Consider the following 19,921-nt stretch of genomic DNA (forward strand, 5'->3'; position numbering starts at 1 on the left):
TCAGCGGCATGGCGCCTCAGGCGTTGAAGGCGTCGTCGACCAGCTGGCTCTGTTGTGCAACGTGGACAGACATATAGCCTGCGGCTGGCGCGGCGGAAGCCGGACGACCAGCGAACTTGAGGCTGTGGTCCAAACCGTCCCGCACCATGCTCGCCACCAGGCGCAGATGATGCTGGCTCTGATACCAGGCGCCCTGGTTGAGCGGCTCTTCCTGACACCAGACGACCTGTTCCAGGTTCGGAAAGGCCTTGAGCGCTTCGAAAAGCTCTTCCTTGGGGAAGGGATAGAGCTGCTCGACGCGGATGATCGCCGTATCGTCGCGCTCGTTCTCGGACCGGTAGGTCGCGAGGTCGTAATACACCTTGCCCGAGCAGAGGACGGCGCGTTTGACGCCTTGCGGGTCGCGTTCGCCGACATCGGGAATGACCATCTGGAAGCGGCCTTCTGCCAGCTCTTCCATGGTCGAAGTCGCATCCTTGTGACGCAGCAGGCTCTTCGGCGACATGACGATCAGCGGCTTGCGCAGCGGACGGATGACCTGACGGCGCAGCAGATGGAAAATCTGTGCCGGCGTGGTCGGTACGCAAACCTGCATGTTGTGCTCCGCGCAGAGCTGCAGGAAGCGCTCGAGGCGAGCCGAGGAGTGCTCGGGACCCTGACCTTCGTAGCCGTGCGGCAGCAGCAGCGTCAGGCCGCAAAGACGCGCCCACTTCGACTCGCCGGAGGAGATGAACTGATCGACGACGACCTGCGCGCCGTTGAAGAAGTCACCGAACTGCGCCTCCCAGACGATCAGCGCGTTGGGCGTGGTCGTGGCGTAGCCATACTCGAACGCGAGTACGGCCTCTTCGGACAGGAAGGAGTCATGGATCGTGAACGCCGGCTGACCTTCCTTGATGTGCTGCAGCGGAATATAGGTCGACCCATCGGCCTGGTTGTGAACGACGGCGTGACGATGCGAGAAAGTCCCGCGGCCGGAGTCCTGGCCGGTCAGGCGGACCGGATGATCGGCATCGACCAGCGTGGCGTAGGCGAGCGTCTCGGCAAAGCCCCAGTTCATCGGCTGAGCGCCGGCCAGCATCTTACGACGCTCTTCGTAGACGCGTGCGACCTGGCGCTGCACTTCTACGCCATCCGGAATCTCGCTCATGCGCTGCGCCAATTGCGTCAGATGCTCGAGATCACAGCTGGTGTCGGTATCACCGCTCCACTCATGGCCGAGATAGGGCGTCCAGTCGACGAAGAGCCCCGTGTTGGGCTGCTTGACCAGGGCGTTGGCAACGTGATTGCCAGCCAGCAGATCATCGCGATACTGCTCGCCCATCTGCTTCGCCTGCTCTTCGCTGAGGAAACCTTCCTTGATCAACTGCTCGACATAGAGCGTGCGCGTCGACTTGTGCGACTTGATGGTCGCGTACATCAACGGCTGCGTGCCGGACGGCTCATCGGCCTCGTTGTGGCCGCGACGGCGATAGCAGACCAGGTCGATGACCACGTCACGCTGAAACTCCTTGCGGTAATCGACCGCCACCTGCGTGGCATGAAGAACCGCCTCGGGGTCGTCGCCGTTGACGTGAAAGATCGGCGCCTGAACCATCTTGGCGATGTCGGTGCAGTACTCGGTGGAGCGCGCATCGTCGGCGCGCGAGGTGGTGAAACCGACCTGATTGTTGATCACCACGTGCAGCGTGCCGCCGGTCTTGTAACCGCGGGTCTGCGACATCTGGAAGGTTTCCATCACCACGCCCTGCCCGGCGAAGGCGGCATCCCCGTGAACCACGACCGGGAGTACCTGCTTGCCGTCGCCATCGTCACGACGATCCTGGCGGGCACGCACGGAGCCCTCGACCACCGGCGAAACAATCTCGAGGTGAGACGGATTGAAGGCCAGCGCCAGATGGACTTCGCCGCCCGGCGTCATCACGTTGGAACTGAAACCCTGGTGATACTTGACGTCACCGGAGCCGCGTTCGATCTGTTTCTTGCCGTCGAATTCGTCGATCAGCTCGGACGGGCTCTTGCCGAGGATGTTGATCAACAAGTTGAGACGGCCGCGGTGGGCCATGCCGATCACGACTTCCTTGACGCCGTAGTTGCCGCTGCGCTGGATGACTTCATCCATCATCGGGATAAAGGACTCGCCGCCTTCCAGCCCGAAACGTTTCGTGCCCGGGTACTTGGACGCGAGATAGCTTTCGAGCCCTTCGGCCGCGGTCAGACGCTCGAGCAGATGCTCGCGCTCGCTCTGGCTGTATTTCGGCTTCGAGCGCACCGATTCGAAACGCTGCTGCAGCCAGCGCTTCTCCTCGGTGTTGACGATGTGCATGAATTCACAGCCGATCGAACGGCAGTAAGTCTGCTCGAGCGCCTCGACGATCTCCTTCAGCGGTGCTTCATCCTTGCCCAGGAACAGCGATCCCGTTTGGAACGCGGTGTTCATGTCAGCCTGGGTCAGGTCATGGAAGGAGAGGTCGAGATCCGGCACTGACTCGGAGCGCCGCAGACCCAACGGATCGATGTCCGCCCGCTGATGGCCGCGAAAGCGGTAGGCGTTGATCAGCTGGAGTACCTTGACCTGCTTGCGGTTCTCGCTGCTCGCGGTACCGCTCGCCGCGGCGCCTCGACGCTCGCGCGCCAGCTGGTAGAACTGGTCCCGGATGGGACCGAGGGGAACATCGTGGGCGGGGGTTCCTTCGAGGCGCGGCAGCTGGTCAAAGGTCTGGCGCCATTCGTCGGGGACAGTCGAGGGGTCGTTCAGATACTGCTCGTAGAGCGCTTCTACATAGTGGGCGTTGCCGCCGCTCATATGAGAAGTGCGCCACATCAACTCCATTATGCCTTCTTGCATCTCTCGTTCACCCTGCACTGATGGGGTGTTGTCGGCGCCGGTCGCGGTGGTGCGTCACGGCGTCACTCCGGAACCGTCGCGAGACGGCGTCACGATCATGCCCCACGAGGCGTCGTCATGATCGTCAAAGGCCGGTGCACACGGCACCGGCCAGCATTCTAGGGTTCGCGAACCCTGCGACAACGCGTCGCAGGGTTCGGCGGGAGCCCATGATAACAAGTCATGCTCTACGATTTAAGTCGTAGTTCATCTGCTCGCCGCTCAGGTCGCGTTGGAAAGCAGCATTTCACGAATCTTGCCGATGGCGCGCGTCGGATTGAGCCCCTTGGGACAGACCGATACGCAGTTCATGATGCCGCGGCAGCGAAACAGACTGAACGGGTCCTCGAGCTCGGCAAGGCGCGCCTGCGTGGCGTTGTCGCGCGAGTCGGCAAGGAAGCGGTAAGCCTGCAGCAGCCCCGCCGGGCCGACGAACTTGTCCGGGTTCCACCAGAACGAAGGGCAAGAGGTCGAACAGCACGCGCACAGAATGCACTCGTAGAGCCCGTCGAGCTTGTCGCGCTCTTCCGGCGACTGCAGACGCTCGATCGCAGGTGCTGCGGTGTCGTTCTGCAGATAGGGCTGCATACGCTCGTACTGCTTGTAGAACAGCCCCATGTCGACCACGAGGTCGCGCATGACCGGTAGCCCCGGCAGCGGACGAAGCACCAGCTTGTTGTCCTTGACCACGTCGGAGAGCGGCGTGATGCAGGCCAGACCATTGGAGCCGTTCATGTTCATGCCGTCGGAGCCACAGACCCCTTCGCGGCAGCTACGGCGAAAGGCCAGCGAGCTGTCCTGATCCTTGATCATGGTCAACACGTTGAGAACCATGATGTCGCGCCCCTGCGTATCGACCTGAAACTCTTGCATGTAAGGCGCGGAGTCGGTCTCGGGGTTGTAGCGATAGACGGAAACCTGAAGTGTGGACATCGGTGACAACCCCCTTAGTAGGTGCGGATTTTCGGCTCGAACGTATCGACCGTCTTCGGCGTGAAGTTGACTTCTCGCTTGGTCACGCTCTTCTCGCCCGGATGGTACAGCGAGTGCTTCAGCCAATTGGCGTCGTCGCGGTCCGGGTAGTCATAGCGAGAGTGCGCACCGCGACTCTCCTTGCGTTCGAGCGCAGCGATCGCCGTCGCTTCGGCCACCTCGAGCAGGTTGTCGAGCTCCAGCGCCTCGACGCGAGCGGTATTGAACGCGTTGGACTTGTCGCCCAGATGGGCCTGTCCGATACGCTCCCGCAGCTCGGCAAGTTTCTTCACGCCTTCCTGCATCGAGTCTTCCTGTCGGAAGACGCCGAAGGCGTTCTGCATGACGTTCTGCAGCTCGGTCTTGAGATCGTAGACGGACTCGCCGCCGCTCGACTCGTTCCAGCGCGCCATGCGGCTCATCGCCTGGTCGACATCGGACTGCGACGCGTCGAGGTACTCGATGCCCTCGTTCAACGCAGACTCGATGTGAATACCCGCGGCACGACCGAAGACGACCAGGTCGAGCAGCGAGTTGCCGCCAAGACGGTTGGCACCGTGAACCGACACACAGGCCGCTTCACCACAGGCGAACAGCCCGTTGATGATCTTGTCGTTGCCGTCGCCGTCCTGCATCAACGCCTGGCCGTGAACGTTGGTCGGGATACCGCCCATCATGTAGTGACAGGTCGGCGTGACCGGGATGGGCTCCTTGACCGGGTCGACGTGGGCGAAGGTCTTGGAGAGTTCGACGATACCCGGCAGCCGCTTCATCAGCACCTCCTCGCCGAGGTGATCGAGCTTGAGCATGACGTGGTCGGCATTCTCGCCGCAGCCACGCCCTTCGAGCACCTCCATGACCATGGCGCGGGCAACCACATCACGGCCTGCCAGGTCCTTGGCGTTGGGCGCATAGCGCTCCATGAAGCGCTCGCCATCCTTGTTGATCAGGTAGCCGCCCTCGCCGCGGCACCCTTCGGTCACCAGGCAACCAGCGCCGTGGATACCGGTCGGGTGGAACTGCCACATCTCGATGTCCTGCACCGGGAAACCCGCGCGCAGCGCCATGCCGATGCCGTCACCGGTGTTGATCAGGGCGTTGGTGGTCGAGGCGTAGATACGGCCCGCACCGCCGGTCGCCAGCACGGTCGCTTTCGACTTGACGTGCACGACTTCGCCAGTCTCGATGCAGAGCGCGATGCAGCCGACCACGTCACCGTTGGCATTCTTGACCAGATCGACGGCGTACCACTCGTCGAGGAACACCGTGTTGTTCTTCAGATTGTTCTGATAGAGCGTGTGCAGCAGCGCATGGCCGGTACGGTCGGCCGCGGCACAGGTCCGCGCGGCCTGACCGCCCTTGCCGAAATCCTTGGACTGGCCACCGAAGGGACGCTGGTAGATGCGACCGTTGTCGAAGCGCGAGAACGGCAGCCCCATGTGCTCCAGCTCGAAGACCGCCTTGGGACCTTCGTTGCACATGTACTCGATCGCGTCCTGATCCCCGATATAGTCGGAGCCCTTGACGGTATCGTACATATGCCAACGCCAGTCATCGTTGGGATCGGCGGAGGCGATCGCACAGGTGATGCCACCCTGGGCGGAAACGGTGTGCGAGCGGGTCGGGAAGACCTTGGAAAGTACAGCGGTTTTCTTGCCGGATTTGGCCAGTTCGAGCGCTGCTCGCAGGCCGGAACCGCCGCCACCGATGATGATGGCGTCGAAAGTCAGGTTACGCATGGTAGACATGGATCAGGCTCCCCAGAGGACTTGAACGCCCCACACCAGAAAAACGAAGATGGCGAGAATCACGACGACCTGAAAGCCGAAGCGAGCACCGGTGTGCTTGAGATAGTCGGTGGAGATCGTCCACAGACCGACCCAGGCGTGAGCGGCCATCGAGATGAAGGCCAGCAGGGAGAAGATGCGCATCCAGGTCTGGGCGAACAGACCGCTCCAGGCGGCGTAGTCCAGATTCGGATGGAACAGCAGGTACGCCACCATGAACAGGGCGTAGACCGCGAGAACGATGGCCGATACGCGCTGGATCAGCCAGTCGGATAGGCCACTGCGACCCAGATTCGTGATGTTGGTTACCATACCCACACTCCCGCCAGGACCACCAGGACGGCACTGATCACGACGGTGATCTGCGCCTTGCGATTACCGCCTTCGAGGTCGACACCGTAACCCGCGTCCATCAGCAGATGCTTGATGCCGGCAACGAAGTGGAAGCCCAGTGCCGACAGCAGGCCCCAGGCGATCAGTTTGGCCAGCACATTGTGCGCCAGCGCGTCGCGCACCGAAGCGAACCCCTCAGGGGAAGAGAGTGAAGCGTCCAACGCCCAGAAGCCGAAAATCAGCCCGACGAAAAGAATGACGCCTGTCACGCGGTGCGTAATGGAGGTTAAAGCGGGGAGTGGGAAATGGATGGTGGATAGGTCGAGGTTTACTGGACGTTTGCTATTCACGGCTCTCAAACACTCTCTTGTCCCAAGCGGGCCAAGCCCGTCAGGGGCGGTGGTTTTTAGAAGCAGGAACTCGGTCGCGGGATGCCTAGCGCGACGATCCCGATGCGGCCCAGGCCGGCTGACGATGCCAAATCGCGCGGACTGATTATAGGGTTTGGTCTGCAGTATGACAAACAGCCGCACCCCGCCCGACAGGGTGAAAAGGCTCGTTCGCCGTCACTGGATCACCTTTCAACCCTGTCAGAATGAGTCCGATCAGTTGTCGACACTGGGTCCGCGAGCGTGCATTGTGATCTTTTCGAAACCATCCTTGGCGAGAACGAGAATTTCGCTGAACCCGGCTCGGGGCCGCCAACGCCAGCGAGCGCCCGCCCAATCTCCCGGAAATCATTTCCATATTGGCGCAAAATCCCGCGCAAGCCCGCTGTCAAGGCGACTTAGGCGAATTGACAAACCACGGCGGAAATCTATAGTGGGCAAACTATTTTTCGCCCGTGCGGCAAGAAAGACAACGGCTTACGTCACGTTAAAGGAGGCCACAAAATGGCTGACAGAAAAGCGAAACTATCGGTCGATGGTGTCGACAATGCGATCGAGCTACCGGTCTATACCGGCACTATCGGCCCCGACGTCATCGATGTCCGCAGCCTCACGGGTGAGGGCCTGTTCACCTATGATCCCGGCTTCGTGGCTACCGCTTCCTGCGAGTCAGGCATCACCTATATCGATGGCGGCGCCGGCACCCTCCTCCATCGCGGCTACCCGATCGAGCAGCTGGCGGAGAACTCCAACTATGTCGAGCTCTGCTATCTACTGATGTTCGGCGAGCTGCCGACGGCTGAAGAATACGAAACATTCAGTAGCACGATCAGCCGTCACACGATGGTTCATGAGCAGATCGTCAATTTCTACAAGGGGTTTCGACGCGACGCCCACCCCATGGCGGTACTATGCGGTGTCGTCGGCGGCCTTGCGGCGTTCTATCACGACAACCTGGACATCACCCAGGCCGATCAGCGCAATGTGAGTGCGATCCGACTCATCGCCAAGATGCCGACCCTGGCAGCGATGTGTCACAAGTACAATATCGGCCAGCCGTTCATGTACCCGCGCAACGATCTCAGCTACTCAGAGAACTTCCTTCACATGATGTTCGGCAACCCGTGCGAGGCGTACCAGGTCAACCCGATCATCGCGAAGGCCATGGACCGGATCTTCATGCTGCACGCGGATCATGAACAGAATGCGTCGACCTCCACGGTTCGTCTCGCCGGCTCGACGGGCGCCAACCCGTTCGCCTGCATCAGCGCGGGTATCGCCGCGCTCTGGGGACCAGCACACGGCGGTGCCAATGAAGCCGTGCTCGCGATGCTCGACGAGATCGGCGACGACTCCGAAGAGAACATTCAGCGATTCATCGACAAGGCCAAGGACAAGAACGATCCGTTCAAGCTGATGGGCTTCGGTCACCGCGTCTACCGCAACTTCGACCCGCGCGCCAAGGTCATGAAAGAGACCTGTGACGAGGTGCTCGGCGAACTCGGCATCGGCGACGACCCGCAGCTGCAGATCGCCAAGCGGCTGGAACAGATCGCGCTGGAGGACGAGTACTTCATCGAGCGTAAGCTCTACCCCAACGTCGATTTCTACTCGGGCATCATTCTCAAGGCAGTCGGAATACCGACCAATATGTTCACCGTGATCTTTGCCATGGCGCGAACCGTTGGCTGGATCTCCCACTGGAACGAGATGATCACCAACGGCTATCGTATCAGCCGCCCTCGCCAGCTCTATACCGGCTACGACAAGCGCGATTACCCAAAGGAGTAGTCTCGCCAGCCCCAACGCCATCCCCCTACGAAAGTCCCGCAGACTTCCTCGACCGCCGACTGGATCGGCGGTTTTTTATGCCTACCGGTGCGTGGCGGACATCATGATCCTTGCCCGGCGGCAGACGGCCGCCCGCGAGATTTGCCCCACTGAACTGCCGGTGGCGTCGGGGCGGGAAGATTTCCACACATTCTGTGGATAAGCCTGTTAGCAACCACTAGATAATGTCACTCAGGCACCACCAGAACCGCCCTGCGAACAGATTGCTTAAATTTTAATCAAATATAACTGACTGATTTTAAAGGATTAAGCGGCAGAGACACGACAATTCAGCCAGTTACGACAGCGACAGACCAGAAAACCGCAATCAGTGGAAAAGCCACAGCCATGTCAAGCGTTTTCTGGAGGGTGAGCGGAAAGTTATCAACAGGCATGACGCAGCGGACCGCTACGATGCGAGCAGAATCAAACGAGGGAGATAAAGACAAGAAGTGGCGTCCCATAGGGGGTTCGAACCCCTGTTACCGCCGTGAAAGGGCGGTGTCCTGGACCACTAGACGAATGGGACGCTAAATAGGACTGATACGGTTCTTGGTGGAGCCTAGCGGGATCGAACCGCTGACCTCAACACTGCCAGTGTTGCGCTCTCCCAGCTGAGCTAAGGCCCCGTCTCAAGAACGGGGCAAACTATACGAGTATCTGGCTGATTCGTCAACGCTTTATGGCGAAGAATCTTTTCTATGCGGCCCCCGGGTCAACCCAGCTCTCGATAGCGCTTCTCGAACCGCTTGGCCTGCTTCTTGGATACGCCGCCCAGCACCTCGATGGCATGGCGCAGCCTGGCGCGTGTCATGTCGGAGCCAAGAATCGCCATGGCGTCGAGCACGGAAGTCGAATGCGCACTCCCGGTGACAGCGATGAATACCGGCGCCAGAAACGCTTTCATCTTCAGCTCGAAATGACCGGCGAGCTCCTTTACCTCGCCGAGCAGAGCCTCCTTGTTCCAGTCGCCGACCGCCTCGAACCGCCAGACGAGGAACTGAAGCAGCTCGAGCAACGTCTCGCGCTCCAGGTCGATACCCTCGAAACTCGTCTCGCTCACCGCCGGCAGGCCGGCGAAGAAGTGCCCGGCCAGCGGCATCGCGTCGGAGAGCGTCGAGATGCGCGGGCGAATCTGCGGCAGTATCTCGCCGACATAGCGTTCGTTAAACGCCCAGGCCTGCAGAGCCCGCATCAGGGCTGCGTCGTCCAGATCCTCGCGGATATAGACGCCGTTGAGCCAGGTGAGCTTCTCGAGATCGAAGACCGGACCGCCCAACGACACCCGATGAATATCGAAACTGGCCATCATCTCGTCGAGCGAGAACTTCTCCCGATCATCGGGCATCGACCAGCCCATACGGCCCAGATAGTTGGTGACGGCCTGCGGCAGAAAGCCCATCCGACGGTAGTAGTTGATCGAGGTCGGGTTCTTGCGCTTGGAGAGCTTGGACTTGTCCGGATTGCGCAGCAGCGGCATGTGGCAGAGTTGCGGTAGCGTCCAGCCAAAGTACTCGTAGAGCAGCTTGTGCTTGGGCGCGGAGTTGATCCACTCCTCGCCACGCAGCACATGCGTAATCCCCATGAGGTGGTCGTCGACTACGTTGGCCAGGTGGTAGGTCGGCATGCCATCGGACTTGAGCAGAATCTGCGCGTCCACCTGCGCCCAGTCGACCTCGATACGCCCCCGAAGCATGTCGTCGATCACGCAGACGCCGTCGCTTGGCACCTGCATGCGGACCACGTAGGGGTATCCCTCCGCCTCGCGGCGCGACTGCTCGGCCGGATCCAGGGCCAGGTCTTGTGGCTTGAGTGCCAGATGCAGGCCTGCTTCGCGACGCGACTCGCGCAGCGCCTCGAGCTCGTCGGCTGTGCGGTAGCACTTGAAGGCATGACCCTGCTCGATCAACCAGTCGGCATGCTCGGTATAGATAGCCCCTCGTTCGCTCTGCCGATACGGCCCATGTGGCCCCCCGACATCGGGGCCCTCGTCCCAGTCGAGCCCGAGCCAGCGCAGGGAGTCGAGAATCATCTGCTCCGAGGCCTGGGTCGAGCGAACCCGGTCGGTGTCTTCGATACGCAGAATGAACTGCCCACCGTGTTGTCTGGCGAAACAGAGATTGAACAGCGCGATGTAGGCCGTGCCGACGTGCGGATCGCCGGTCGGTGAAGGCGCGATGCGAGTGCGTACCGTCATGAAATCCATCCATCTTGAAGCGAGTCGCGATATTATACGCTTCCTCTACGGCCCCATGCAGCGCCTCGGATATTCGGATAACGTGTGATCGACCGTTTCGGCAGCACTAATAGAGCGGCAGCATCAGCAGAGCGGCAGCATCAGCAGAGCGGCAGCATCAGCAGAGCGGCGGCATTGACAGAAAAACTGGCGCTGGTCGGCCGATTACGCTGTCCTGATGGGGTGCGCTGTCGAGGAGGTCGCGGCGAGAATGCGCTATCGTGACAAGGGTACAAAGACGAACGTCACCCGGGCGCCGCCCTACCTACGCGGCAGTCGAATCAGAAAATGAGATTATTCTAAAACAACGTAAGATACGCGAAAATCGGCCATTCAACCCGAAACATACTTCGGCGATGAGTGGATATGCTATCGCATCGATACGCAGGCGAGATTGATGGATGGATGGGCTAGGACCACGAATCAAACAGCTTCGACTCCAGGCCGGACTGAGCAAGGCAGCGCTCGCAAGGCGCGTCGGTGTCTCTGACGTCACCATTTCCTACTGGGAATCGGGCACCATCAAGCAGATCGGTCACGAGCGCCTGGTCGCTCTGACAAGCGCGCTGGACTGCTCCATTCGCCAGCTGCTGGATGACGACTCACTGCAGGCAATGGCCTCGGCTCCCATGGGTGATCCCCAGAATCTGATGAGCCTGCATGCCGACATGCTAGCGCCCTGGGAACAACGGACACCGACCTCTGAACCCCCGGAGCAACTCGCGATGGCGCAGGTCATCATGCGAGGCTGCTACCTAGTCACGCCAGCCGATGGCGAGACTTTCGATTTCCTGTACGAAGGAGATCTTGCCGCCGTAGCGCCATGCGAACAGTTTCAGCAGGATGGCCTCTACCTGATCGAGCGTGAGGGCAAGCTCCAGATTCAGTATCTCGAGCGCTTGGCCGCCGGACGGCTGCGCGTCAGCGGCGAGCAGCTCAATGGCGTCATGGTCGAAAGCGTGCGCCACCCGCCCTTCCGGCTCGTGGGTTACGTGCGCGCTCGCTGGAGTCGCCAGTAAGCGATCGTGCTTCTGACTCCGTGAGTTGACCGTCACGCAGGCCGGCGCGCTGCGTAACCGCCGAACGACCTGAAGCCCCGCTCGCCGCTGCCGACAAGCGGGGCCTGCGCCTGTCTAGCCCAGCCGCTGCTGTTGGCGGTAGGCGAAGAAGAACACGACCAGTCCGCCAAGCGCCGCTGCCGCTCCGACATAGCCCGTCACGGTCCACCCCATCCCGGCGGAGATCGCCAGGCCGCCCATCCAGGGGCCCAAGGCATTGGCGACGTTGAACGCGGCATGGTTGGAAGCCGCAGCCAACGTCTGCGCGTCGGCGGCGACATCCATCAAGCGCGTCTGCAGCGCGGGCGACAGCGAGACCATCGTGCCCACGGCAAAGGTCACCGGCAGAATCGTCCACAGTGAATGCGCGGCGATCGGGAACAGCAACAGGATGGCAACGCACCAGAGCAGCAGCCACCCGACGCCGCGCAGCTGCATGCGGTCGTAGAGCTTGCCGCCAACGATATTGCCGACGATGGCGCCTGCGCCGAAGGCGGCCTGCGCGATCGGTATCCAGTATGACGGTGCCTGCGTCACGTTGATCAGCACCGGGGCCAGATAACTGAACACACAGAACATGCCGGCAAAACCGATCGCGCCGATCCCCAACGTCAGCCACACCTGGGAGCGGCGAAACGCCATCAGCTCCTGGCCGGGACTGTTGCGGCGCTCCTGACGATTCAACGGCAAGTAGATGAAAACCAGGATGACGGTCAAGATCGCGATCGCCCCGACGAGCGCAAACGCCAGCCGCCAGCTGAAGAGCTGACTCAGCCAGGTTGCGAGCGGATTGCCCAACAGCGTGGCGATCGTCAGCCCCGACAGCACACGGCTGACCGCCTGGGCGCGCTTGTGCGGTGGCACCAGCGACGCCGCCACCAGGGAGGCTACGCCGAAATAGGCACCATGCGGCAGGCCCGAGATGAAGCGGAACACCATCAGCGTGTGATAGTTCGGGGCCAGCGCGCTGGCGATATTGCCAATCGCGAAGAATACCATCAGCATCAGCAGCAGATGGCGCCGATAGAAATGGGAGCCCATGACCGCGATCAGCGGAGCCCCGACCACCACGCCCAGCGCATAGGCACTGATGACGTTACCCACCTGGGGCTCGGTAATGTTCAAGGCACTTGCCACATTCGGCATGAGTCCCATGATCGTGAACTCACCGACCCCGATGGCAAAACCACCGACGGCGAGCGCCAGTTCGATCAATAGCGTCGAGCGCCGCGAAGGCTTCGCAGCACCGACTTCCGCAGCATCAGCCACAAAGCCCTCCTACTTTAGTCTAACCAAGAAAGTCCCGACATTATTCACACCTGCCCATCGATTGGGAACCGCTGGCACCGAGAGAATCCTGCCGACACCGCAATGTCCTTGGGTGGCGGGACAGTTCACAGGATTGAAAGACGCTTGGCTATTCGATCCTATGGAAAACGCAGTTGTTGATTGCGGAAAAATAAACGAACGACTGTATTAAATGCCGATTTGATTTCCGCACTAGATACGGCAATGCCGACAATGTTTGAATCCTCGTTATCCATCGAAAAACGGGCGCATCATTCGCGACTCATCATAACTTATGAGAAATATCTAAAATGCGACGCTGCTTTTCTGCGGGCGTCTGCGAATAACGACACATGAGACGATGCCACCGAGAAAACTATCGACAAAACCGCCGTAAAGCCTGGCGTCACGGCATGCACTGGAGGCGAACCCCATACCAATTCGGCATCGGGAATCGCAAAGATTTCGTGCTAACTTTCTTTGGCAACATATCAAACTACAATCCTCTCAACGTCATTTCATAACATTAACTATGCCCATGACCGAGAAAACCGTAGCACCGTTTATTTCCCATCGACACGTCGTCCAATCGATGTCGCGATGGCTTACAACCAATGGTTATCAGTGCGAGAGCAAGCGCCTGGGAACGCGCAGCGAAATCGATCTTGAAGCCAAACATTCGTTCGAACGTCGTCGCCTGATCATCGACTGTCGAGGCGAGTTCGATCGCACGGCCAGCCACGACGCCTGGGCCGAGCTCTCTCAGGCCTTCTTCTACCTGATCCGTGACAGTGAAGATCCCGACGACCCAACCCATGTTTCCATGGCACTACCCGATACCACTGACTTCCGCCGTCGCATGGCCGGCATGAAAGCCTTCTGCGAGCGCCAGGGAATCACCATCTTCTGGATCAACGAGACGGGGTCCATCCGACAGTGGCAAGGCATCTCCGACGAGCCACACGGCGCGCAGGCTGCGGTCTGACCGTTTGATTCGCGCTCGTCGCCCCCGAAACCAGCAAGTCAAGGAACTTTTTGCGCGGCCCCGACTCTCAGTTAACAAGAGATTTCATCCGCAGTCGCTGATGAGTTCATCTCGAGTTTACTGTTCATAGATCGTTTCGCCGCCTTCGGGCGGCGATTTTTTTGCCCGGCTCCAGCATTCAGCCCTACCTCCCAGCAATAGCGTGTCGCGCCGCCAGCCCAAGATACGCCACTCCTCTATCCGGGATTTGCCCCGCAACCGCTAGCGTAAAAGCCAATGGAACGAATGGGCTCGATCCGGTAGTGTCGCGCGACCGCTCCCACGCGGACCATAACGATAGCCAGACCCGCTGATGACACATGAAGGGAAACGATCGATGCTTCTACAATCCCTCGCTGAGCCGGCTCCCGGTTCGCTGCATAGCCCCCACCCCCAGCGACGACACTCGACACTGAAGAGGCTTGCACTCGTGCTGCTTCTGGCCCTGGCCGGCTCGGTGCAGCCAGCCATGGCTCAAACCGGCCCCTCGGGCAAGGTCGACTGTATCGCGCCAGCCCAGCCCGGCGGCGGCTGGGACTTCACCTGCCGCTCGGTGGCCCGCACGCTGCAGACGCTCTCGCTCATTCCCGCCGCCATGCAGACAATCAACGTTCCTGGTGCCAGCGGCGGCGTCGCCTATAGCCATGTTCGGGCGAAGCGCTCGAGCGACGACGATCTGATCGTGGCGGCCTCGACGGCAACGACCACGCAGCTTGCGCTAGGCAATTATCCCGATGGCAGCGCGGACAAGGTGCGATGGGCAGCAGCGCTAGGCGCCGACTACGGCGTCATCGCCGTTGCCAAGGGTTCTCCCTACCACTCGCTGACTCAGATGCTCGATGATCTCAAGGCCGACCCCGGCAGCGTCACGTTCTCGGGCGGCGACGTGGCCGGTGGCTTCGACCACATCAAGGTACTGATGGCGGCGCGCAAGGCTGGCGTTAAACACATTCGACAGATCAAGTATCTGGCATTCGACTCGGGCTCGGTCGCCATCACCCAGCTCCTTGGTGGCCATATCGATGCCTTCACCGGCGACCTCAGTGAGGCCAAGAGTTTCGTCGACAGCGGCGATCTACGCATCCTCGCGGTGTTCGCCGAGGATCGACTACCTGGCGAGCTGGCCGACATACCGACCGCCCGGGAACAGGGTATCGACGTGGTTGCCCCGAACTGGCGCGGCTTCTACACGCCTGCCGGCGCCTCCGAGGAAAGTTATCGGTGGTGGGTGAAGACGCTCGACGCGCTCTATGCCAGCCCACAGTGGCAACAGGTGATGACACGCAACGGCCTGCTCCCCTTCCACAAATCCGGCGACAAGTTGACGGCGTTCGTGAATCAGCAGATCAGTGACATTCGCGAGATCGGCAGCGAACTGGGCATGGCGAAATAAGCCCCTTGAAGCCCTCTTCGGCCGACATGGTAAACTAGCGATTCGCTATGTCGGCCCGAGGCTCGATGTCTCGAATGCCCATCGAAGAGGTCCGGAGATGCCGATCTACCTGCTCGTTTTCGCGGTCTGCCTTCTGGTCAGCCTGGCTACCGTAGCCGCGCTGATGCTATCGCGCACGCCCCGATATCGTACGCAGGCGGAGGATCTTCTCGAGCTCTTCGATGCCGTCCTCGACAAGCGTGCCAGCGAGGCACGCTGGCATACGCTCATCGGTTATCCGATTCGCCACGATGCCTATCTGGAAAATCTGCGCCGCCGCGCTCAGCACCTGATGGATGAATATGGCCGACCGTGGCAGGTAGCGCACGGCGGTTCCCTGCTCTCGCGCAGCGGCCGCGAGGAGCTTTCGGCACTGCGCGATCATCTCGTCGCGCACCAGGCACTCCATCAGCGGCCGGAACGTCAGGACATCCCCAGCGGCGAATATCGCGCGTAATGGCGAGGGAGCCACGGCCATGAACGACGCCATTCGGCTGACGCCACTGGATAACGCCATCCAGCATCACCATCACGCGCATCACCAGATCGTGATCGGGCTCTCCGGCTACGCCGAATTCGAGATCGCCGGCCACGGCGGCGTGGTGGCACCGCTATCGGGCTGTCTGGTCCCGGCCGACGTCGAACACTACTACGAGGGCGTTGGCGACAACCGCCAGCTGATCATCGACCTACCCGACGATGCCAATGCGATAACGGGAAGCCATCGGGCGCTGCGCGCGCTGTTCGATCGTCCGGGCTACTTCGCACTCGATGAATCACTGCAGCACTATCTGCACTTCCTGGTCCAGGAGATGGCGCGCCCGCGCCATGCGCCGGGCGAGATGCTGGTCACGACGCTATTGAGCTCGATACACGCACGCCATCACGCGGCGCCACTGCGCCCCCGTGTGCCCAGGCGTCTGGCTCGAGCGCTCGAGATCGAAGCCCTCGAGCAGTTCGTCAAAGCGCGGCTCGACCGCCCGCTGAGCGTCTCCGATCTCGCGCGTACGGTGAGCCTGAGCGAGGCGCACTTCAGCGAACGGTTTCGTGTCCAGACCGGGCTCAGCCCCTATCAGTTCATCCTGCGCCTGCGCCTGGAGCGCGTGCATGAACTCGTCAGCGCCACCGCAATGCCACTGACGGAGATCGCGGCACTGACCGGCTTCGCCAACCCCAGCGCCCTGAGCCACGCCTTTCGACGTCGCTACGGCCACCCGCCAACGACCCTACGCCGCGCCTGACTCTCACCTTTTGAACACACCGACCTTTTTTGACCACACCGACTTTTTTTGACCACACCGATCTTTTGACCACACCGACCTTTTGACAAGGAATCCCCGAGGAATTGGCAAGAATCCTCGAGGTGCTTCACGCTAGAGTCATCGATCATGCCTTCCCGTTCCGTTCGTGCCGACCTCGCCCTCCTGAGCGCGTGACCGCCGACACCGACCATCTTGGGGTTGAATAATGCTAAAAGCCGATCAGATGCTCTCGCCCGCCACCTGGCAAACGTCTCTCGACACGCTGTTCGCGCGCGTCAGCGAACACTATCTCGTCGATGAAGACGCCTTTTTGACAGAGCTGACCGCGCTGCTCGGCAGCGACGACGCCGATTTCGCCCGCATCGGCGATAAAGCCGGGCAGCTCGTTCGCGACGTTCGCGAGATGGACACCGCCAGCGATTCCATCGATGACCTGCTGCAGCAGTACAGCCTCGATACGCAGGAAGGGGTACTGCTCATGTGTCTGGCCGAGGCGCTGCTCCGCGTGCCGGACAAGGCCACCGCCGATGCCCTGATCGAGGACAAGCTCGGCGTGGCCGACTGGAAGCGCTACATTGGCCAGAGCGAGTCCTGGTTCGTCAACGCCTCGACCTGGGGACTTCTGATGACCGGCAACGTGATTCAGATGGACAAGCCGAGAGAGGGCAAACCGGCCGGCTTCATCAACCGCATGGTCAATCGCATGGGCGAGCCGGTCATTCGCAGCGCCATGGTTCAAGCCATGAAGGTCATGGGCCAGCAGTTCGTGCTCGGCCGCACCATCGACGAGGCGCTCAAGCGCTCCAAACCGCTTTTCAACCAGGGTTTCACCTACTCCTACGACATGCTCGGCGAAGCCGCGCGAACGCGGCACGATGCCAAGCGCTACTTCGACGACTATGCCTCCGCCATCCGTCAGGTCGGCGAGACCAGCCGCAAGCTCGACGAGCGCACGCCGGCGCCTTCGGTCTCGATCAAGCTCTCGGCGCTGCATCCGCGCTACGAGTTCGGGCGTCGCACTCAGGTGCTCGAGGAGCTGGTCGACACGGTCAAGGCACTGGTCGAGATGGCGCGTGAACGTCAGGTCGCCATCACCATCGACGCCGAGGAGGTTGACCGCCTCGAGCTTTCGCTCGAGGTATTCCGCGCCGTCTACGAGAGCGATATCTGCCGCGGCTGGGGACACTTCGGACTCGTCGTCCAGGCCTACTCCAAGCGCTGCCTGCCGGTGCTGCATTACATCAACCGACTCGCCGACCAGCAGGGCGACGAAATTCCGCTGCGGCTGGTCAAGGGCGCCTACTGGGATACCGAGATCAAGGAGTCACAGAAGCTCGGTGTGGATGGCTACCCGGTCTACACCCGCAAGGCGTGCACTGACGTTGCCTACCTCGTCTGCGCGCGCTTTCTGCTGTCGGAAAATACCCGCGGACGTATCTTCCCGCAGTTCGCGACCCACAATGCCCACACCATCACCGCCATTCTGGAACAGGCCAACGACGCCGATCGCGCTTTCGAATTCCAGCGACTCCACGGCATGGGCGAGGCGCTCTACGAAGCCGCGCTGACCCGTGCACCCCAGGGCACCTACTGCCGCATCTATGCTCCGGTCGGCGCGCACAAGGACCTGTTGCCCTACCTGGTACGACGGTTGCTTGAGAACGGCGCCAACTCCTCTTTCGTCCACCAGTTGGTCGACCCACGCGTGCCGGTGGAGTCGCTCTGCGTCCATCCGGTCGCGACGCTCAGACAGTACGCAAGCTTTGCCAATTCCAGAATACCGCTACCCCACGACATCTACGGCTCTGCCCGCAAGAACTCCAAAGGCGTCAACTTGAACATCAACAGCGAATACCAGCCGCTCGTCGATCGTATGGGCGAATTCATGGAGCGCGAGTATCACGCACGACCGCTGCTCGGATTCGAGATCGAGGAAGATGCAGCGCAGCGTCAGACGGTCACCAGCCCCTATGACCGACGCCAGCCGGTCGGCAGTGTGCAGTGGGCGACGAAGGCGCAGGCCGAGCGCGCCGTCGACGTCGCCTGGCAGGCATTTCCCGCCTGGAGCGAAACCCCGGTCGAGACGCGAGCGACCATCCTGGAGCGCCTGGCTGACCTGATGGAAACGCATCTGGCCGAGCTGATGACGCTCTGCTCGCGTGAAGGGGGAAAGCTGTTGACCGACGGTGTCGACGAAATTCGGGAAGCCGTCGACTTCTGTCGCTACTACGCCGCTCGCGCGCGGGAACTCTTCGCCGAGCCGACTCAACTACCCGGCCCGACCGGCGAGTCCAACGAGCTGATGATGAACGGCAAGGGCGTCTTCGCCGCCATCAGTCCCTGGAACTTTCCGGTGGCAATCTTTACCGGTCAGCTGGTCGCCGCGGCGGTCGCCGGCAACACGGTACTTGCCAAACCCGCCGAGCAGACTTCGCTGGTCGCCCACCGGGTCATCGAACTGCTCCATGAAGCCGGCATGCCGCGAGAGGTGGTGCAGTTGCTGCCGGGAGACGGGCCGACCGTTGGCAGCGTGCTGAGTAGCGATCCGCGCATCACCGGCGTGGTCTTCACCGGCTCCACCGATACTGCGCAGATCATCAACCGGTCGTTGGCCGCGCGCGACAATGCCGCCCTACCCACGCTGATCGCCGAGACCGGCGGACTGAACGCGATGATCGTGGACTCCACCGCGCTGCCGGAACAGGTCGTGGCCGACGTCGTCCACTCCGCATTCCAGAGTGCCGGCCAGCGCTGCTCGGCGCTGCGCGTGCTCTATCTGCAGGAAGACATCGCCGAGCGAGTGATCGACATTCTGCGCGGTGCCATGGCCGAACTGAGAATTGGCGATCCACGCGATCTGGGCACCGATGTCGGGCCGGTGATCGACGAGGAGGCCCGCCAGGGTCTGCTCGCGCACGTCGAGAAGATGAAAGCCGAAGATCGCCTGCTGGCAGCGTCCGAACTCGATCCTGCGCAGACCGAACATGGCACCTTCGTGGCGCCGATGGCGTTCGCCATCGATGGCATCGACACCCTGGACGAGGAGCAGTTCGGGCCGCTGCTGCATATCGCCCGCTACCGTTCGGATCAGCTCGATGCCGTGATCGACACCATCAACGCCAGAGGCTACGGACTCACGTTCGGCGTTCATAGCCGTAATGAAAGCTTCACGCGTCACGTGGCCAGCCGAATTCGCGTCGGCAATGTCTATGTCAATCGCGACATCATCGGCGCCGTCGTTGGCGTGCAGCCCTTCGGCGGTCAAGGCTTTTCCGGCACCGGACCGAAGGCGGGCGGCCCGCACTATCTGTTACGATTCGCTACCGAGAAGACCCGCACGATCAATACGGCAGCGCTCGGCGGCAATGCGTCCCTGCTGGCGATGGGAGACTAATAGACGCAGCTTCCATGACGTCGGCCGATA

At 61.2% G+C, this 19,921-nt stretch carries 14 protein-coding genes and 2 tRNA genes; 7 read left to right on the plus strand and 9 right to left on the minus strand.

Annotation, left to right across the window (positions count from 1 at the left end):
* Nucleotides 1–16 precede the first annotated feature (16 nt).
* The 5 genes from IE125_RS14415 to sdhC all read right to left on the minus strand — a co-directional run bounded on the left by IE125_RS14415 (nucleotide 17) and on the right by sdhC (nucleotide 6,329).
* On the minus strand, nucleotides 17–2,848 hold the full coding sequence (locus IE125_RS14415) for a 2-oxoglutarate dehydrogenase E1 component (protein WP_189445368.1): 2,832 nt from the start codon (nucleotides 2,846–2,848) through the stop codon (nucleotides 17–19).
* A gap of 261 nt (nucleotides 2,849–3,109) precedes the next feature.
* Nucleotides 3,110–3,820 carry a succinate dehydrogenase iron-sulfur subunit gene (locus tag IE125_RS14420; protein ID WP_189445369.1) on the minus strand — a complete coding sequence of 237 codons (711 nt, stop codon included), beginning with the start codon at nucleotides 3,818–3,820 and terminating at the stop codon, nucleotides 3,110–3,112.
* Between the two features lie 14 nt (nucleotides 3,821–3,834).
* Nucleotides 3,835–5,607 (minus strand): succinate dehydrogenase flavoprotein subunit, encoded by a 1,773-nt coding sequence (sdhA, locus tag IE125_RS14425; protein WP_189445370.1) that lies wholly within the window; start codon nucleotides 5,605–5,607, stop codon nucleotides 3,835–3,837.
* A gap of 3 nt (nucleotides 5,608–5,610) precedes the next feature.
* The gene (gene sdhD, locus IE125_RS14430) at nucleotides 5,611–5,958 is read right to left on the minus strand and encodes a succinate dehydrogenase, hydrophobic membrane anchor protein (protein ID WP_189445371.1); all 348 of its coding nucleotides are present in this window, start codon (nucleotides 5,956–5,958) and stop codon (nucleotides 5,611–5,613) included.
* Nucleotides 5,952–6,329, minus strand: coding sequence for a succinate dehydrogenase, cytochrome b556 subunit (gene sdhC, locus IE125_RS14435; protein ID WP_189445372.1), 378 nt, complete (start codon nucleotides 6,327–6,329; stop codon nucleotides 5,952–5,954). Before sdhC ends, sdhD begins: the two co-directional genes overlap by 7 nt.
* A 543-nt stretch (nucleotides 6,330–6,872) precedes the next feature.
* Here sdhC and gltA point away from each other — a divergent pair.
* The gene (gene gltA / locus IE125_RS14440) at nucleotides 6,873–8,159 is read left to right on the plus strand and encodes a citrate synthase (RefSeq protein WP_189445373.1); all 1,287 of its coding nucleotides are present in this window, start codon (nucleotides 6,873–6,875) and stop codon (nucleotides 8,157–8,159) included.
* A gap of 492 nt (nucleotides 8,160–8,651) precedes the next feature.
* On the opposite strand, the gene IE125_RS14445 is transcribed toward gltA, so the two are convergent.
* From IE125_RS14445 to gltX, 3 genes are all read right to left on the minus strand, one after another.
* A tRNA-Glu gene (locus tag IE125_RS14445) sits at nucleotides 8,652–8,727 on the minus strand.
* Between the two features lie 24 nt (nucleotides 8,728–8,751).
* Nucleotides 8,752–8,827: transfer RNA gene (locus IE125_RS14450), tRNA-Ala, on the minus strand.
* Between the two features lie 86 nt (nucleotides 8,828–8,913).
* On the minus strand, nucleotides 8,914–10,395 hold the full coding sequence (gltX, locus tag IE125_RS14455) for a glutamate--tRNA ligase (protein ID WP_189445374.1): 1,482 nt from the start codon (nucleotides 10,393–10,395) through the stop codon (nucleotides 8,914–8,916).
* A 440-nt stretch (nucleotides 10,396–10,835) separates the two neighbouring features.
* Here gltX and IE125_RS14460 point away from each other — a divergent pair, with 440 nt between their 5' ends.
* Nucleotides 10,836–11,453 (plus strand): helix-turn-helix domain-containing protein, encoded by a 618-nt coding sequence (locus IE125_RS14460; RefSeq protein WP_189445375.1) that lies wholly within the window; start codon nucleotides 10,836–10,838, stop codon nucleotides 11,451–11,453.
* A 114-nt stretch (nucleotides 11,454–11,567) separates the two neighbouring features.
* Here the strand turns inward: IE125_RS14460 and IE125_RS14465 are convergent, their stop codons facing one another.
* Nucleotides 11,568–12,761 carry an MFS transporter gene (locus IE125_RS14465; RefSeq protein ID WP_229809129.1) on the minus strand — a complete coding sequence of 398 codons (1,194 nt, stop codon included), beginning with the start codon at nucleotides 12,759–12,761 and terminating at the stop codon, nucleotides 11,568–11,570.
* Nucleotides 12,762–13,371: 610 nt separating this feature from the next.
* On the opposite strand from IE125_RS14465, the gene IE125_RS14470 reads away from it, so the two are divergent.
* The 5 genes from IE125_RS14470 (at nucleotide 13,372) to putA (ending at nucleotide 19,891) form a co-directional block, all read left to right on the plus strand.
* On the plus strand, nucleotides 13,372–13,764 hold the full coding sequence (locus tag IE125_RS14470) for a hypothetical protein (RefSeq protein ID WP_189445376.1): 393 nt from the start codon (nucleotides 13,372–13,374) through the stop codon (nucleotides 13,762–13,764).
* A 376-nt stretch (nucleotides 13,765–14,140) separates the two neighbouring features.
* Nucleotides 14,141–15,196 (plus strand): Bug family tripartite tricarboxylate transporter substrate binding protein, encoded by a 1,056-nt coding sequence (locus IE125_RS14475; protein WP_229809130.1) that lies wholly within the window; start codon nucleotides 14,141–14,143, stop codon nucleotides 15,194–15,196.
* Between the two features lie 97 nt (nucleotides 15,197–15,293).
* Nucleotides 15,294–15,692, plus strand: a complete 399-nt coding sequence (locus IE125_RS14480) for a hypothetical protein (RefSeq protein WP_189445377.1) — start codon at nucleotides 15,294–15,296, stop codon at nucleotides 15,690–15,692.
* A gap of 19 nt (nucleotides 15,693–15,711) precedes the next feature.
* The gene (locus IE125_RS14485) at nucleotides 15,712–16,476 is read left to right on the plus strand and encodes a helix-turn-helix domain-containing protein (protein ID WP_189445378.1); all 765 of its coding nucleotides are present in this window, start codon (nucleotides 15,712–15,714) and stop codon (nucleotides 16,474–16,476) included.
* Between the two features lie 226 nt (nucleotides 16,477–16,702).
* The gene (gene putA / locus IE125_RS14490; RefSeq protein ID WP_189445379.1) at nucleotides 16,703–19,891 is read left to right on the plus strand and encodes a bifunctional proline dehydrogenase/L-glutamate gamma-semialdehyde dehydrogenase PutA; all 3,189 of its coding nucleotides are present in this window, start codon (nucleotides 16,703–16,705) and stop codon (nucleotides 19,889–19,891) included.
* Nucleotides 19,892–19,921: the final 30 nt, after the last annotated feature.

The organism is Salinicola rhizosphaerae, assembly GCF_014652715.1.
Lineage (GTDB): Bacteria > Pseudomonadota > Gammaproteobacteria > Pseudomonadales > Halomonadaceae > Salinicola > Salinicola rhizosphaerae.